At 64.9% G+C, this 14850-nt stretch carries 10 protein-coding genes; all 10 read right to left on the bottom strand.

Annotation, left to right across the window (positions count from 1 at the left end; translation table 11 throughout):
• Window positions 1-26: 26 nt before the first annotated feature.
• Window positions 27-491 (bottom strand): hypothetical protein, encoded by a 465-nt coding sequence (locus ABD225_RS04860; RefSeq protein ID WP_344082045.1) that lies wholly within the window; start codon window positions 489-491, stop codon window positions 27-29.
• A 2-nt stretch (window positions 492-493) separates the two neighbouring features.
• Window positions 494-1372 (bottom strand): TIR domain-containing protein, encoded by an 879-nt coding sequence (locus ABD225_RS04855; RefSeq protein ID WP_344082043.1) that lies wholly within the window; start codon window positions 1370-1372, stop codon window positions 494-496.
• A complete protein-coding gene (locus ABD225_RS04850) occupies window positions 1369-4299 on the bottom strand; it encodes a type I restriction endonuclease subunit R (RefSeq protein ID WP_344082041.1) in 2931 nt (976 codons plus the stop codon). The genes ABD225_RS04855 and ABD225_RS04850 overlap by 4 nt, the downstream gene beginning before the upstream one ends.
• Before the next feature lies 1 nt (window position 4300).
• Window positions 4301-5371, bottom strand: a complete 1071-nt coding sequence (locus ABD225_RS04845; RefSeq protein WP_344082039.1) for an ImmA/IrrE family metallo-endopeptidase — start codon at window positions 5369-5371, stop codon at window positions 4301-4303.
• A 31-nt stretch (window positions 5372-5402) separates the two neighbouring features.
• A complete protein-coding gene (locus ABD225_RS04840) occupies window positions 5403-5699 on the bottom strand; it encodes a type II toxin-antitoxin system RelE/ParE family toxin (protein ID WP_344082037.1) in 297 nt (98 codons plus the stop codon).
• A gap of 61 nt (window positions 5700-5760) precedes the next feature.
• Entirely contained in the window at window positions 5761-7125 is a 1365-nt protein-coding gene (locus ABD225_RS04835; RefSeq protein ID WP_344082035.1) for a restriction endonuclease subunit S domain-containing protein, read from the bottom strand.
• Window positions 7125-8993 (bottom strand): DUF262 domain-containing protein, encoded by a 1869-nt coding sequence (locus tag ABD225_RS04830; protein ID WP_344082033.1) that lies wholly within the window; start codon window positions 8991-8993, stop codon window positions 7125-7127. The genes ABD225_RS04835 and ABD225_RS04830 overlap by 1 nt, the downstream gene beginning before the upstream one ends.
• On the bottom strand, window positions 8990-10957 hold the full coding sequence (locus ABD225_RS04825; RefSeq protein ID WP_344082031.1) for a type I restriction-modification system subunit M: 1968 nt from the start codon (window positions 10955-10957) through the stop codon (window positions 8990-8992). The genes ABD225_RS04830 and ABD225_RS04825 overlap by 4 nt, the downstream gene beginning before the upstream one ends.
• 75 nt (window positions 10958-11032) lie before the next feature.
• Complete coding sequence (gene mobF, locus ABD225_RS04820; protein ID WP_344082029.1) at window positions 11033-14263, bottom strand: MobF family relaxase; 3231 nt, start codon at window positions 14261-14263, stop codon at window positions 11033-11035.
• Complete coding sequence (locus tag ABD225_RS04815; RefSeq protein WP_344082028.1) at window positions 14260-14457, bottom strand: relaxase domain-containing protein; 198 nt, start codon at window positions 14455-14457, stop codon at window positions 14260-14262. The genes mobF and ABD225_RS04815 overlap by 4 nt, the downstream gene beginning before the upstream one ends.
• Window positions 14458-14850 lie beyond the last annotated feature (393 nt).

Below are 14850 nucleotides of genomic sequence, written 5' to 3'. Positions count from 1 at the left end.
CAGTCGCGATCAGCAGATTGGGGTCGTCACGTCGCAAAGGCCGCCCCACAGACGAGGCAGTACAGAGATCCGGCATGGCCCTCCGGCACCTTAACCGGCTCGTAGGCGTGGCATGGCGACGCGACAATAACCATGTCGTCTGGCTCAGTCATCGGGTCAGGCTGCGGAGCGACGTTCATCCGCCCGATGCGCTTAACCTTCACATGCTTGGACGGCAAGCCGCGGAACACTCGGTCGAGTTCGTCATCGACGACCTGCGCAACCATCGGCCCGGACGCCTGCTCAATGAAGTCGAGTTGAGCTTGCGTAAACCACGAGTCCGTTCCCGCCGGCTGGCCGCACAGCGGGCAGGTGTAGGCCGCAGGCTCGTCGGCTGCCTCGGCCTCCTCATTGGCTGGGCCGTGATGCCACTTGAACTCCTGCACGCAGTTCGGACACTCCCGTCGCAGGAAACCGTCGCTGTCGAGCGGCAGGCTCACCTGAAAGTTCATCGCTAGTCTCCGCTCACGAACTCTTCTTGCCGGATCTCGGTGCCGTCAGCGGTCTTGGCGCGAAGCGTGACGGTGAAGTATGGCGCGTGGCCGTGGCCAAGCGACTTGGTGCGTAGAGCGCGGACAGACTTCCCTGGCGGGAGCTTCGGAACCGGAAACCCATCCTCAGCGCGTGCGATCAGACCTTCCGACGTCGGACCCTCGATCTCCAGATCGTAGACATCTCCTGGCCCGTGATTGGTGATCACGATGGCGTCCATTTGTCGCGAACCGTTGCGCTGCAGGCTCGCGGTCAGCCGCGGCCGACCTGAAGCCGCCGAACTCGGCAACTTCCTACCGAGCGGCAGCCCACCGCCAGGCGGGACGGGCGGCGTGAGGTCACCGGCATCGTGCCAGTCAGAGCCCACCAGTTGCACGGCGCAGCCGGCGGTCTCGAGGCGCCGGGCAAGTTCCTGACGCTTCGCCAGCGAACCATCCAGCCGCACCACGTGCCGGCCATGAATGTCGCTGAAGGACTTCACCTTGCCGAGCTCGACGATGACCGTGCGATCCGCATCGCGGCCCATCGCCATGCCCGCCTCGAACAGGACGTTTGGGCGCGGCTGCATCTGGGGTGAGGTCTCTGGATCTTCCGGATACGTGAGCGACTCGTGGAGGTATGCAACATCGTCGGGAGTCTGTAGCACCACGACCGCCTGTGCGGCACCGAAGGCGGCGTCGAGGACATCGCCGATATAAGGCGACCCCTGACCCGTCATGCGGATCGCTTCCGACCACTCGATTGGGTCCAGCCCAATCGATCTCAGGAAGTCGAACAGCCCACGTCGCGCCGACTCGTTGCGGCCGTGCACAACGAATACCTTGCGCTGATCGATACTCACGCGGACTCCCCGTAGGTCGAGCGGAAGACAGCGTCGGAGAGCCACTTCTTGAAGCTGTCGTTGTCGCTGAACTGCTTGAACAGCTCGGTGTCGTCGGCAACGAGCGAAAGCATCACGCGGGCGAGCGCACGGTCGTGCTCAACCCGGGCGTTGGCCGGGTCGTTGTTCTTCTTGGCGTTCTGGTAGGCCGTGTCCTCAGCGACCTTGCGCGGGATCTCCTCGGTGATGAGCCGCTGCACGCGGTCGGCGTCGGTCCACGAGATGTTCCCGAATAGATCGTTGAATGCCTGGAGGATCGACGACAGCCGCTCCAGTTCGGGTTCGTTGATGTGTCCTCCACCCGAAGCTGGCACTGGGTCTACGACCCCGTCCTCGTCGTGGAGCGCGATCTTCATGGCCGCGCCCTTCTCGACGCGGTACGACTCCATGTCGATGGTCTCCAAGATGCCGGCCGCGAGATCGTCCTCCTTCGGCGCCGGCAGCTTGGGCACGAGGTTGTCGAGGAAGATCGACAGCTTCTCCCACGCGGGCACGCCGAATGGCATCACGCTCGAGAGGAAGTTGTAGGTCCGCAGGAATGCCTTGGCCAGGCCCTTGAAGGCGACTTGGTCGTCTTCCTCCGGCATCTCGATGTATTCCGCGACGCAGCGATCGAGGATCGGGTCGAGCTGGTCGCGGTCCACGCCAGCGAGGAACAGCCGAACGAACTCGTCGACGCTCTCCTGGACGTAGACCCCGAAGTCGTTGAGGTCGGCGACGAGGTCGTGCAGCTTGTTCGGATCTGTTTCCTGGCTGAGCACCGTCGTCCGGTAGTACGGCTCGAACGCCCGCTCGATGTCCTCTGCATCGTTGGCGAAGTCCAGGACGAAGGCGTCGTGCTTGGCCGGGTGCGCGCGGTTGAGCCGCGACAGCGTCTGCACGGCCTTCACGCCCGACAGCGTCTTGTCGACATACATCGTGTGCAGAAGAGGTTCGTCGTAGCCGGTCTGGAACTGGTCGGCTACGACGAGCAGGCGATATGGATCGTCCTGGATGCGGTCAGCGATGTCCTTCAATGGGAAGCCGTTCAGGCTGGCTTCAGTGACCTTGTTGCCCTTGTACTCGTGCTCACCGGAGAACGCCACTATCGCCTTGTAGGGACTCTTGCGTTCGGCGAGGTATGCGCTGATTGCGTGGAAGTACTCGATGCAGCGGGCGATGCCGGCGGTGACCACCATCCCTCTGGCCTGACCGCCGATCTTCTGCCGCGACAGCACCTGGCTGTGGAAGTGATCGACCATGATCTCGGCCTTGAGCTTGATGGCGTGCTCGTTGCCCTCGACGAAGGCCCGCAGCTTCTTCGAGGCTCGCTTGGCGTCGAACTCCGGGTCGTCCTCGACGGTCTTCATCAGCTTGTAGTAGCTCTGGACCGGCGTGAAGTTGGCCAGCACGTCAACGATGAAGCCTTCCTGGGTTGCCTGCTTCATCGTGTAACTGTGGAACGGCCGGTACGACGTGCCGTCCGCGCCGGCGTACGGCTCGCCGAACATCTGGAGGGTCTTGTTCTTCGGAGTGGCAGTAAACGCGAAGTAGCTCGCGTTCGTCAGCATCTTCTTCGCCTCGATGATCCGGTTGATCTGGTCTTCAACCGTCTCGTCGTCCCCATCGGCTCCGGCCTCGCCGAGTGCCTGAGCCACCGCGGCGGCGGTCTTGCCGCCCTGGCTGGAGTGAGCCTCGTCGATGATGATGGCGAACTTGTTGCCCCGGTGGTCGGCGCCGATGTCGTCGAGGATGTAGGGGAACTTCTGGACGGTCGTGATGATGATCTTGCGGCCGGCCTCGATCGCCTTGCGCAGGTCGCCAGAGCGCTCGGCGTGTACCACCGTTGAGCCGACCTGCATGAAGGACTTGATCGTTGCCTTGAGTTGGCCGTCCAGAATGACCCGGTCGGTGACGACGATGATCGAATCGAAAGCGTTGCCGCCGTCGTGCTTGATCTCGGTCAACTGGTGCGCCAGCCAGGCAATCGAGTTGGACTTCCCGGAACCGGCTGAGTGCTGGATCAGGTAGCGACGTCCAGCACCGTTCACCTCGACGTCGGCGAGAAGCTTCCGTACGACGTCGAGTTGGTGGTAGCGCGGAAAGATTTGTGCCGAGGTCTTACGGCCAGACCGCTCGTTCTTTGAGCTAACGATCTGGGCGTAGTTCTCGACAACGTTGGCGAGGCTCGCCGGCGCGAGAATCTCACGCCACAGGTAGTCCGTCTTGAGGCCGTCAGGGTTGGGCGGGTTGCCGGCTCCGTCGTTCCAGCCCTTGTCGAACGGCAGAAACCACGATTGCTTGCCCTTCAGGTGTGTGCAGAACCTGGCTTGCTGGTCGTCGAGGGCGAAGTGGGCGATGCAGCGCCCGAACTGAAAGATCAACTCCCGCGGGTCGCGATCCCGCTTGTATTGATCCACCGCGTCATCGAACGTCTGCTTCGTGATGTTGTTCTTCAACTCGAACGTGAAGACCGGGAGTCCGTTGATCGACGCGACCAGGTCGAGGGAAAGGCCCTTCTCACCCGGGCTGTAGTGCACCTGGCGCGAGACGGTGAAGCGGTTCTCGGCGAACAGCGCAGCAGCCTTGGGATTGCCGATCGAGGCAGTCGGAAAGAAGAAGTCGACGTGGTGCTGGTTGTGCCCGATCCCCTTTCGCAGCACCTCTACAACGCCGCGCTTGGTGACCTCGCCCTGCACTCGAGAGAGGAATGCATGCCGCGTGGGCGACTCGGCGTGCAGCGACAATGCATCGACCAGATGTGGCTGTGTTGCCTCGATGAACGAGACGAGTTGCGGCAGATCCAGCGCATACGCCGACTCGTAGTCCGTCGACGCACCTTCCTGCCAGCCGCCCTCGACCATCTGTTTGACGATCAGGGCTTCGAGGCTCTCCTCATTGAGCCGCATGTCAGCCTCGGCCTTCTGCTGGGATCCACTCGAACTTGCGCTTCAGCTCGTGACCCCAGGCGTAGTCCTTGGTCTCGCGCTGGGCTCTGCCGAGCACGATGCTCGGAGCGATGCCGAGTTCGTCGGCCAGTGCGCGAACGCCGGCGATGTCGCGCGTGGCAGGCACAAGGTGCGCGACGCCGGCGGGGATGAGGAGTTCAGAGGCGAAGTCGTTGGCTTCCGCCTCGACCTGGCTCTTCTCTCCGTTGAGGTAGAGCTCCTTGTCGCCGTGCAGCAGCACGTGCCCGAGCTCGTGGAAGAGCGTGAACCAGAGCTGGTCGTCGCTCTTCCACAGCAGGGAGAGCTGGATGACCGGAGTGCCGTTGAGCCATCGGGTCGCGCCGTGGATCCCGAGCCCCGGAACCGGCGGGATGAAGCAGAGCACGACGCCGACCTCGCGCAGCTTGTCGATCGCCTCGGAGATGGCAGCCATGGGTTCGTCGCGAGTCAGCGCGCGCAGCTCGGAGACAACCCGCTCAAGACCGACGCGGTCGAACCCCGGTACGTCGCTCAACCCGTAGTGGTGACGCTCCGCCAGGGCGAGCCAGGTTGCGAGCGCCAGTGCGTCCTTGCGACCAACTGCGGCGCGTCGATACGCCACGCTGCCTTGTGACCAGGTGGCCCAGAAGGCTTCGATGCTCGCGACTCCCAGCAGTGACAACAGTTGACGCACGGTCGCTGCGTGGTCACGAGCCGAGGCCGTGATGAACCCGAACTTGCGCAGGTAGGCCAAGGGGAAAGCCTTGGCCTCTTTGTATTGGTCAGCCAGATCTTCGTTGGCCGTGTGACTCGCGAGTTGGCCGCGATAGTTGGTCTCGTAGAGGTTCCAGATACGAGCTGGGATGCCTGTCACGGATTCCAGGGCGAGAGCCATCGGGTGCGACAGCGGAGCCTTGCCACTGAGGAGCTCGCTCACATGCTTGGGCGTGACACCGAGCCGACGAGCAAGCTCGGCGGCGTTGATGCCTTCGTCCTCCATCCACTCGACGATGTGGTCGCCGGTGGTGACGACGTAGTTGAGTGTTGCGGTCATGGTCTGCTCCTCTCTGTCCTTCTGACTGCCACTAGTGGTAGTCCACGATCTCGACGACGAGAACGGTGACCTCTTCGCCCTCCGCGCCCGGCTCGACGATCAGTCGCCAGTTGCCGGTCAGTCTCGCCGACCACTGGCCCGCCCTGTCGGCTTTCAGTTCTTCCCACTTGCCGGTCATTTGGAGGAGATCAGCCATCTTCTCCGCGGCGCGCAGGTCATCGAGGCGAAGCTGCAGCTTCTTGGCCCGCTCGGCACCCAGCGACTTCTGCATCCGACGCGCGTCGGTGCAGGTCCTCTCCAGGTCGCGGGTCGCGTAGCTCAACTTCACGGCTTGATGTTACCCGAATCGTAACACTGACATGCGACGGAACCGGTCGCGGCGAGTCGCGTCACGCTTCGCAGTCGACGAGCATGTCGTCCAACTGGGCCGGATCGTCGTCGCCTGGGACGCCCGAGCCATCCACCCATGCAGCTTCAGGCTCGACTTCGGGAAGAGTCGCTGCAATCGCCCGGACGTCCACCTGTCCAGTCACGACGTCGGCGACGAGGCGCGTCCGGAACTCCTGGAGTAGCTCAATCTCCCGATGCTCGCGGTCAATCACCGCGCTTGCTTTGGCATTGATCGCATCGACCGCCGCGACGAGCTCTCGCTGCCGATCCAGTGGAGGCACAGCTACCCGCATCCAACCGATGTCATCCATGTTGAAGTGACCGACCGTCGAACCCTGCGTCGCCAGAGAGATGCGCTCCCGCGGGAGTCCGCCATAGATCTGGTAGACGAGGAACTGCGGATCGATAAGCTCCTTCCGCAGTTTCATGAGCACCGTGCGCTGCCCAAGGGCCACCGCGCGACCAGGCGGGATCACCGCCGCCTCGCCCACGGGTGCTTCGCGGGTGAAGATGACGTCTCCTGGCTCAGGAACAGCGCGTGAGGCCCAAGCGCGGTACGACTCCTCGTCTGTGGTGTACGCACCGTCCCAAACGATTTCGCCAGCCTTGATGGCAGATGTTCGAAGGATCCACCAAGGAGTGGCCTCGGCAAAGGGGGCGGTCTTGTGCTCACAGTCGACAAGGTGTGTCAGCACGTGCCGCAGTTCCCGATCGCCGGTCGAGTCACTGCTCATGGTTTGGGCGATCGCAGCCCGCTTCTGCTCCTTCAAAAGCCCGATGAGGCGGCGCTTGGCGGCGATGGCTTTGTCGATGCGGGCGTTAGCGTGGGCGAGGTACTTCACGATTGCCGCCTGCTCCTCCACCGGCGGAACAGGGAGCAGTTGGGTTGCGAAGGTGTCGAATCGAAAGTCCGTTGATCGCTCTCGGATGCCCTTGGCCAGGGCTTGAATCCACGAAGTTCGCGCCATCTCACGCACGACGGCCGCGAAATAGTGCACGTTCGCCGAGTCTCGCGGCAGACAGACGCTGTAGACGGGCGTGCTCTTGCCGTCACTGTCAGAAACACCGACAGCGCCCGCAAACGCGTCCATCGCATGGATCACCAAGTCACCCTTGCGAACACCCTGATAGCCGATCTCTTTGAGGGATTCCGTGAATCCTGTCGTTCGGCGGCGACTGCGGAGCGTCACCACTCCGTCGCGGAAACAGGTGACAACACCCTCTTCGGGACTCGGGGCGCGCTCCATCCGCGCGAACAGTGCCTTGCCCCGTTCCGTACCCCAGTGCTCAGGCAGGCGCGGCGCCCAGGGTACGAGTCCCGAGGAGTCCTGGTACCTGTTGTAGGGCTTCGTGTCAGAAAACATCAGGAGTCTGCCTCGGCCACCGTGAGCAGGTTGTCGGGGTTCCAGATCTGCTTCGCGATGGCGCGGTAGAGATCGCCGCGCTCGGTGACGTCGACGGCCATGAACTGCTCATGGGCCTTGAACGGCAGACCGCTCGTCTTGACGAAGTGCAGGAAGCCGGGGTTCTTCTCGTAGGCCTGCGAGTCGAGGCTGGCCGCGAGGAGGTTCTGACCGAAGTAACGCGGCCGCTTCTGGGCGTAGGTGTCGTCCTGATAGCTCGCATTGAACTGTTTGGGCAAGAGGAGCAGGTCGCCGATGCGGTTCCGATGCCGCGAGAAGTCGGCTTCGTGGCTGAACTCGAGACCGTCTCCGACGTGGCGCTCGGGCCGGTTGGCCCAGATGTGCTCGACCTCGTACTTGACCTTGGCGCCGTTGGTCAGCTCCACATAGTTCGAGGCTTGCCCGGACCCGACGGTGATGAAGTCTGTGATGCGGGCCAGGAACCGGTGGACCTGCCCGCGGTTCTGCTGGTGCACGCCGAAGTCGTCTCGCTTGTCGAACGTCTCGGCCTCCGCGAGCAAGGACTTCCGCAGCGTCTTCGCCAGGTCATCAACACCGAGGCCGCGGATGTCGCGCATGACGTTGAACATTGCGTACTGCATCGTCGAGTAGGCAGTAGATCGGAAGTTCCAGATGCGCCAGGCAAGGAGGATGTCGACGTAGCGGCCCACGATCTCGAGCTTGCGATCGACCACGGCCGGAGCATCGTCCCGGCGGAGCGGGGCGAGTAGCAACTGGTGCTGGAGCGTGAACCCGAGGTCGTGGTTGTAGCGGATGAACCGGAGTGGGCTGGATGAATCGAACGAGGACGTCGTGACCTGGAGAATCCGTTCGAACTGGGTCGAGTAGAACATGAAGTCCCGGTCGACGAAGTCGAAGAAGGTGGCCTGGGAGGTGAGCCCCACCGCTTCGTGGGCGCCGCGCAGCCAGCGGTGGAACTCGGTGCCGATGCGGTCCCAGTCCTCCGGCTTCGCGCCCTTCGAGCGTTGGCGGATCTTCGTGGAGTACTGGCTCCGCAGCCAGGCCTTGAGGAAGTCCGAGCCGGCCTCGTCGTCCCACTCCTCCAGCGTTCGGATCCGCTTGCGCCAGAGATCGTTGGCCCTGGTGCGCGGCCTGCCGTCCTCCATGTTCGCGAGCAGGTAGCCCTTGAGCATGTCGGCCGGCGTGAGCTTGAGGCCGCGGTCGTTCATCGTCTCGAAGATCGCGTAAGCGTCGTCGTCGCTGTAGGCGGTGATCTGGACGAGTTGCACCCGGTCCTTGAGCCAGTCGATGAAGAACGGAAGCGCCGCTTCCTTCAACTCATCGGGAAACAATCCGTCGAGCTCGCTGTAGCGGCTGACGAGGGTGTGCACGGATTCCGGCGCGTCGGCGGGAACGTCGTACTCGCCGTGCTCGAAGAGCGCATCCATGCAGTCGTTGCGGTCGGCGACGTCGAGGTTGAACGACTTCTCGCCGAACTTCTCCGAGTAGATGAGCTCGTCGATGTTCACGACGTCATCGCGCCCCTGCTGGAGCCGGCGAAGGTATGTCAGGAAGAGCGTGAGACTGGTGAGGCGCTGCTGACCGTCGACGATGAACGGCCGGCTGCCCTTCTGGGAGATGATGATCGACCCGAGGTAGTAGCCGGGATACTTCGCGACCTGCTTGCGGGCGTGACCGGGGTCGTAGATGTCGAGGAACTTGGCGGTGAGGTCGGCGACGAGCTCAGCGATCTGCTTCGACTCCCACTTGTACTCACGCTGGTAGTAGTCGATGGAGTACTTCTTCTTCTCCAGGACTTCGGCGATGGTCTTGGCAACGCCGTCGACGCTCCGGTCGGTCTCGATCATTCGACTCCTCCGGCGATCTCAGCGATGAGGTTGTCGGTCTCGGCTTCGAGCGCACGAATGTCCGCTTGGATGTCGGCGAGTGTCCGCATGGGTGCGGGTTTGTAGAAGTGTCGGGTGAAGGAGATCTCGTAGCCGATCTTCGTCTTGCTTTCGTCAACCCATGCGTCTGGCGCGTAGGGAAGTACCTCACGCGCCATGAATGCCTCGATGCCGTTGGATGCCTCGCCCGCAGGCTCGTTGAGCGGGACCTGCTCGCTGTCGCGCAGGTCGACGTCCGGCTCGTACATGACCACGCGCGTCTTGCCATCGATGGTCGCTTCGAACAAACCGCGCAGCGGGTCGGCGACTGCGCTGGGCGGGAGCACCTTCTTGATGATCGGCGGTGCGTCCTCCGAGCGCTCCCCGGTTGCTTTCAGAGCCTTGATCTCGGCCGCCTTGCAGACCCGCCCAGCGTCAGCCCCGACGACTCGCAGGGGCCGCTCCACCACGATCTTGTAGTAGCCGAAGTCTTGGTTGTCGAAGACCTTGGAATGCTCCGGGTCGCATGCCTCGTCGAACGCCTCGACCGTCTTGAGAACCTTCTCGATGTCGCCCTCAGAGAGTTCGACACCCTTCTCGCCGAGGTTCTTGCGCAGCGGCGTGAACCACTCGGTGGCGTTGATGAGTTGCACCTTGCCCTTACGGCGCTCCTCCTTGCGGTTGGTGAGCACCCAGATGTAGGTGGCAATGCCGGTGTTGTAGAACATCTTCAGCGGCAGGGCGACGATGGCTTCGAGCCAGTCGTTCTCGATGACCCATCGGCGGATGTTGCTCTCGCCGCCGCCGGCATCGCCGGTGAAAAGCGACGAGCCGTTGTGAATCTCGGCGATGCGGCTGCCCAACTCCGTGTTGTGCTTCATCTTCGAGATGAGGTTCGCCATGAACAGCATCTGGCCATCGTCGACCCTGGTGACCAGCGAGTAGTCCGGATCGCCAGCGTGCTCGATCACGAAGCGCGGATCACGGATGCCCTTCTTCCCGCCCATCCGCTCCTGATCTGTCTTCCAACTCTTGCCGTAGGGCGGATTGGAGAGCATGAAGTCGAACTCACGGCTGGCGAAGGCGTCATTCGCCAAGGTTGACCACTCTGGGCCGCCGACGACATTGTCGGCCGCCTCGCCTTCGCCCTTGAGGATCAGGTCCGCCTTCGCGATGGCGTACGTCTCGGCGTTGATCTCCTGGCCGAACAGGTGGGTCTTGACCTGCTTGCTGCGCTCGGCGGTGAGTTCCTTCAGCGTGTCCTCGGCGACGGTCAACATGCCACCGGTGCCCATCGCGCCGTCGTACAACAGGTAGCTGCCCGAGGGGATCTTGTCGGCGATCGGCTCGAACATGAGCCGGGTCATCAGCTTGACCGCGTCGCGAGGAGTCCAGTGTTCGCCTGCCTCTTCGTTGTTGTCCTCGTTGAAGCGGCGGACAAGCTCCTCGAAGACGGTTCCCATGCCGTGGTTGTCGAGGCCGGTCGGCGAAAGGTCGAGGTTCGGGTCGAGGAACTTCGATAGCAGGGTGCCGATGGCGTCAGCTTTGGAGAGTTTGGGGATCTGGTTGCGCAGTTCGAAGTTGTCGATGATCTCCTGCACGTTGGGCGAGAAGCCGTCGAGGTAGGCCTCGAAGTCGAGCTTGAGCCGCGCGGCGTTCGTGATCGAGCTGAGTGCCTTCATCGTGAAGGACGACGTGTTGTAAAAGTCCTGCCGTGCGGCTTGGCGCAGGGCCGCGTCCTGATTGACGATGCCGGCCTTGTCGAGCGTCGCCTTGGTTTCGACGACCGCATCCTTGGTCGGCTCCAGCACCGAGTCGAGGCGTCGCAGCACCGTAAAGGGCAGGATCACGTCGCGGTACTTGCCGCGGACGTAGAGGTCGCGCAAGACGTCGTCGGCGATCCCCCAGATGAGGTTGACGATCCTGCTGTGCTTCGCGCTGTCCACGCCGAGAACCCTATGCGGAGCGTCCGACGAAAGTCGCAAGACCCGGAGCTGCGTTGGGTGGCGCCCCGCGCCAAGTCAGATCCCAAGGCCTCGGCGTCCCCGGCCGACTGCTTGCGACACGTACTGGGTCGCGACCTCCGCTGCCGTGCGCAGCGCCGCCGAGGCGCGGGCGCGGTCAAGGCGCTGGATGTCCGTCGCTGGTTCCGAGTCGAGTGGCAGCGGAGCTGTAATGCCATACCGGTCGCGGTAGGCGGCGATGATGACGACCGCACGAGTCCAGTGCGTCCGGTCCGTCACCGGCGGGTCGCCGAGTCGCTTGACCCAGGGGTCTCGCTTCTGGATCGCTGTCTCGGCCAGGGCGCGGGCGCGCTGCTCGATCAGGTCCCTGCGTTCGTCGAGAGCGTGGCGCATGTCGGGAGCCATCGGGCCGACAGCCTCGGGGATCAAGCCTACGATCAGCCGAGCTCGTGGACTTCGGCCGCGGACCCGCTGGCTGGTGGCGAGCTGGACCCGGTGGCGCAGGACTGCGGCGATGTCCTCGGCGTCGTCCAGGCCGTGGCGGCTCACTGCCGCGGGAAGGAGGCGGTCGACGTCGTGGCCGTTGGCCTCGGCGCGGCGTAGTTCGGCGGCGAGCGGGCCGAAGGCGTCGGAGGCGAGGACGTCGTCGACCTGGTCGGCTGTCAGTTCGCTGGCGCGGAGGATCGTGGCCCAGCGGTCGCGTTGCGCGGCTGCGGCGATCGTTTCGTACTCGGCGGCGAGTTGCGCGATGGATCCCCAGGTCTCCTGCTCCTGGGTGAGCGTCTGGTGTGCGGAGAGTTCGGCTGCCCGGTTGGCGAGAACGTCGGTCAGCACGGATCGCGCCGTGGCCTCTTCTCCGTCGGGAGCGCCGTGGTTGTCGTCGGCGGTTGCGGTGACGACATAGGCGTGGTTGTGGTCGCGGCCTCGGGTCATCGCGACGTACAGGTTCTCCCGCGTCGTCGACTCACTGACGACGACGTGCGCGGTGTCGACGGTGATGCCTTGGGCGCGGTGGGCGGTGATGGCGTAGCCGAGGTCGACGTGTTCGGCGACGTACGTGGCGGGAAGCACGACGGCTCCGCTGTGTTTGCGGTCGAGACGGCGTACGACCACGGAGCCATCGGCGCGGACGTCGGTGACGCGCCAGCGGTCGCCGTTGCGCACCCAGCCGGCGCGAAGGGTCCGCAGGCGGCGGTCGTTCTTGCGGGTGATGATCCAGTCCCCGACCGAGGCGCGGGCGCCGTCGATCAGGCGCGCCTCGCTGCCCTCGTGCGTCGCCCCCGCGAGGAGCCGCTCGGTGCGGGCCTGCGCGTTGAGTTCGTGGACCACCCGGGAGGTGTCGGCGATCAAGACGCTGGCACGCCCCGCTGCGATGTCGTCTCGCCAGGCTCGATAGGCGGCGTCCGTCATGTCGTCGGCGTCACCGTCGCTGACCCGATCTTGAGCGAGGTAGACGTCGACGGCTTCTGGGCGGCCGTGGCGCAGGTCGAGAGAAGCGCTCTTCTCCCAGGCGTGTGTGAAGCGGTGGATGTCGACAAGTTCGGGCGGGTCGTTGCGGGCTTCGGCGAGCATGCTGAACGCTCCCCCGGCCTCGACGGACTGGAGTTGGGCCCAGTCGCCGACCAGGAGGACCTTGGCTCCTGCGACCCGGGCGTGGGCGGTGATGCGGTCGAGGGTCATGGTGCCCGCCAGGGTGGCCTCGTCGATGATCACGAGTTGGTTCCTTCTGAGCGCGGCCCGGCCCTGGTCGTACTCGTAGCACCACTTCGCGGTGTTCTCGCAGGCGATGCCGAGGTCCTCGGCGAGTACGGCGGCCGCGGCCGCGCTCGGTGCGAGGCCGACGACGCTGTCTCTCCCGTGTTGGCGGGTCCAGGCGTCCTGGAGTGCACGCATGGCGGTGGTCTTGCCTGCGCCGGCCGGGCCGATGAGCAGGTCGACCGCTCGACCTGACACCGCGATCTTCGCGATCGCCTCCGCCTGCTCGGGGCCCAGCCGGTTGCCCTTGACTGGCCGGGCGGCGATGGCGTCGACGATGTCGATCGCGATGGCGGGTGCCGATGTCGTGGCGGCACGTTCGAGGAGGCGGTCCTCGGCGGCGAGCAGGTGCTCTGCAGAGAAGACCGTCGAGTGCTTGGGCCGGAAGGCGCTGGTGCCGTCCTCGCGCAGGAACGGTCGTGGAGTCGTCGCCAACTCAGGCGGGGTGAGTCGCAGGGAGCCGCGCTCGGCGGCGTCGACGACCATGCCGGTGATCGCCTCACGGTCAGCGGTGCTGGCGAACCTCCATCCGAGGGTCTGGCGTGCCGCCTCGGCGTACAGGTTCGCGCGCCGCCACGTCGAGCGCTTCTCGCCGACCGCGGCAACAACGAGACGCCCGACGTCGTCGATGAGATCGAGGGGCACGTCATCTGCACGCAGCAGGCCCGCCCTTGGGGTCGAGGTCACGTCCCGAGCCCAGGCCACCGGGTCCGCGGCGATGAGGGCGGCGGTCCGTCGACGCCACAGGTCGGTGAGGTTGGCGAGCGAGTGCACGTGCTTGGTGGGACGGTTCGAGAGGTTGGCCTGCTGGCGGAGCTTCATGATCGTGGACCGGCGCGGGCGGCGGCCGTTCTTGGCGACGTACTCCTCGATCAGGTGGTCGGTCGTCGCGTCGATGTCGCGGGCTCGGCTGGAGAACGTCTCGACCAGGGACTGCGGGACGCCGGCGATCTCCCAGGCGGGGTTGCGGTCGCGGCCACGTGGGCGCCGCTCCCAGCCGACACCCAGTGTGCGGGTCAGGTGGTCGCTGAACGATGCCTCGTGCAGTTCGGAGAGTGCGACGACCCAGGCGTGCAACGGGGCCCCGTCGACGGCGCACCACTGGCCGTCGCGGACGGTCTTGACCTTGTTGGAGATGACGACGTGGGTATGCAGGTGCGGGTCGTTGGCGCGGGAGTCGTAGTGGTCGAAGGCTGCGGCGATCGCACCGGTGACCTCGACCTGCGCGACCGCGCCCTTCGGTCCCTTGGCACCGACCCGGGTGGCGAGGACCTCGCGTTCGAGGAAGTCGAGAGCGTCGACCACGGCGGCGTGGTGGGCTTCGGCGATCAGCGCCTGCGTGCCGCCGTCGGCGACTCCCCAGAGCACGCTGGCCGACTTCGGGATGGAGAAGGTGAGGTCGTAGCCGGCGACGGCGTGGCGGCGCTTGCCTGCCTCCGGCTGGCCGTAGGTGCGGTATCGGCGACCGAGCGGCTCGCCGGTCGTGGGGTGGGTGCCCTGCCCGATCAGCAGCCTGAGTTGCTCCTCGGTCACCTCGTCGCCGGGCTGGACACGGACTCCAGGCTGGCGACCCCAGAGCCCAGCCACCGCCCGGGCGGCGTACCGGCCTCGGTGTAGTAGCGCGTCAGCGGCGTCGACAGCGACCTGTCCCCATCCCCCGCGGCCACCGTGCGCAGCAGGTATTCGCAGCCCTTGCTGGCGCTCATCTTGTTGATCGTGACGGTCACGACGACCACCTCCTCGTACGAGGTAGGTGTGCACGCCGCTCCCCCGCCCAGGCCGTCAGGCCTCGGTTGCAAGAGGCGTGAAGGGAAATGGTGGTGGAGATCGCCAGTGGGCGGGGGCAAGGGGGCGAGCAGGAGGTCAAGCAGAAGGGCGATGGGGTCGGGGTCGGGTGTGGAGGGCGGCTGGAGGAGCGTGCGTGATCGGTGGGTGGGAAGAATGACGCGCGTGAGCACCCTGACAGATGCCGTCCTGCCGCTGATCCGTACGCGGTCCGACCTCCACCGGTACAGCGCCGCCAACGCACACGGCATGGACATGCATGAGGGAGGGTGATGCTCCTATTCCGTGTCAAGGTCTGTTCATGCGGCGGTGAGCCAGGCGCGGTAGCGGGCGGC

This window comes from Nostocoides veronense (genome assembly GCF_039531185.1).
Taxonomy (GTDB): domain Bacteria; phylum Actinomycetota; class Actinomycetes; order Actinomycetales; family Dermatophilaceae; genus Nostocoides_A; species Nostocoides_A veronense.
This window is presented reverse-complemented; position numbering and strand designations above follow the sequence as displayed.

Bases quoted from the DNA above. Each gene is read 5' to 3' on its own strand.
- ABD225_RS04860 (WP_344082045.1), bottom strand. From the start codon at position 491: ATGAACTTTCAGGTGAGCCTGCCGCTCGACAGCGACGGTTTCCTGCGA.
- ABD225_RS04850 (WP_344082041.1), bottom strand. From the start codon at position 4,299: ATGCGGCTCAATGAGGAGAGCCTCGAAGCCCTGATCGTCAAACAGATG.
- ABD225_RS04845 (WP_344082039.1), bottom strand. From the start codon at position 5,371: ATGACCGCAACACTCAACTACGTCGTCACCACCGGCGACCACATCGTC.
- ABD225_RS04835 (WP_344082035.1), bottom strand. From the start codon at position 7,125: ATGTTTTCTGACACGAAGCCCTACAACAGGTACCAGGACTCCTCGGGA.
- ABD225_RS04830 (WP_344082033.1), bottom strand. From the start codon at position 8,993: ATGATCGAGACCGACCGGAGCGTCGACGGCGTTGCCAAGACCATCGCC.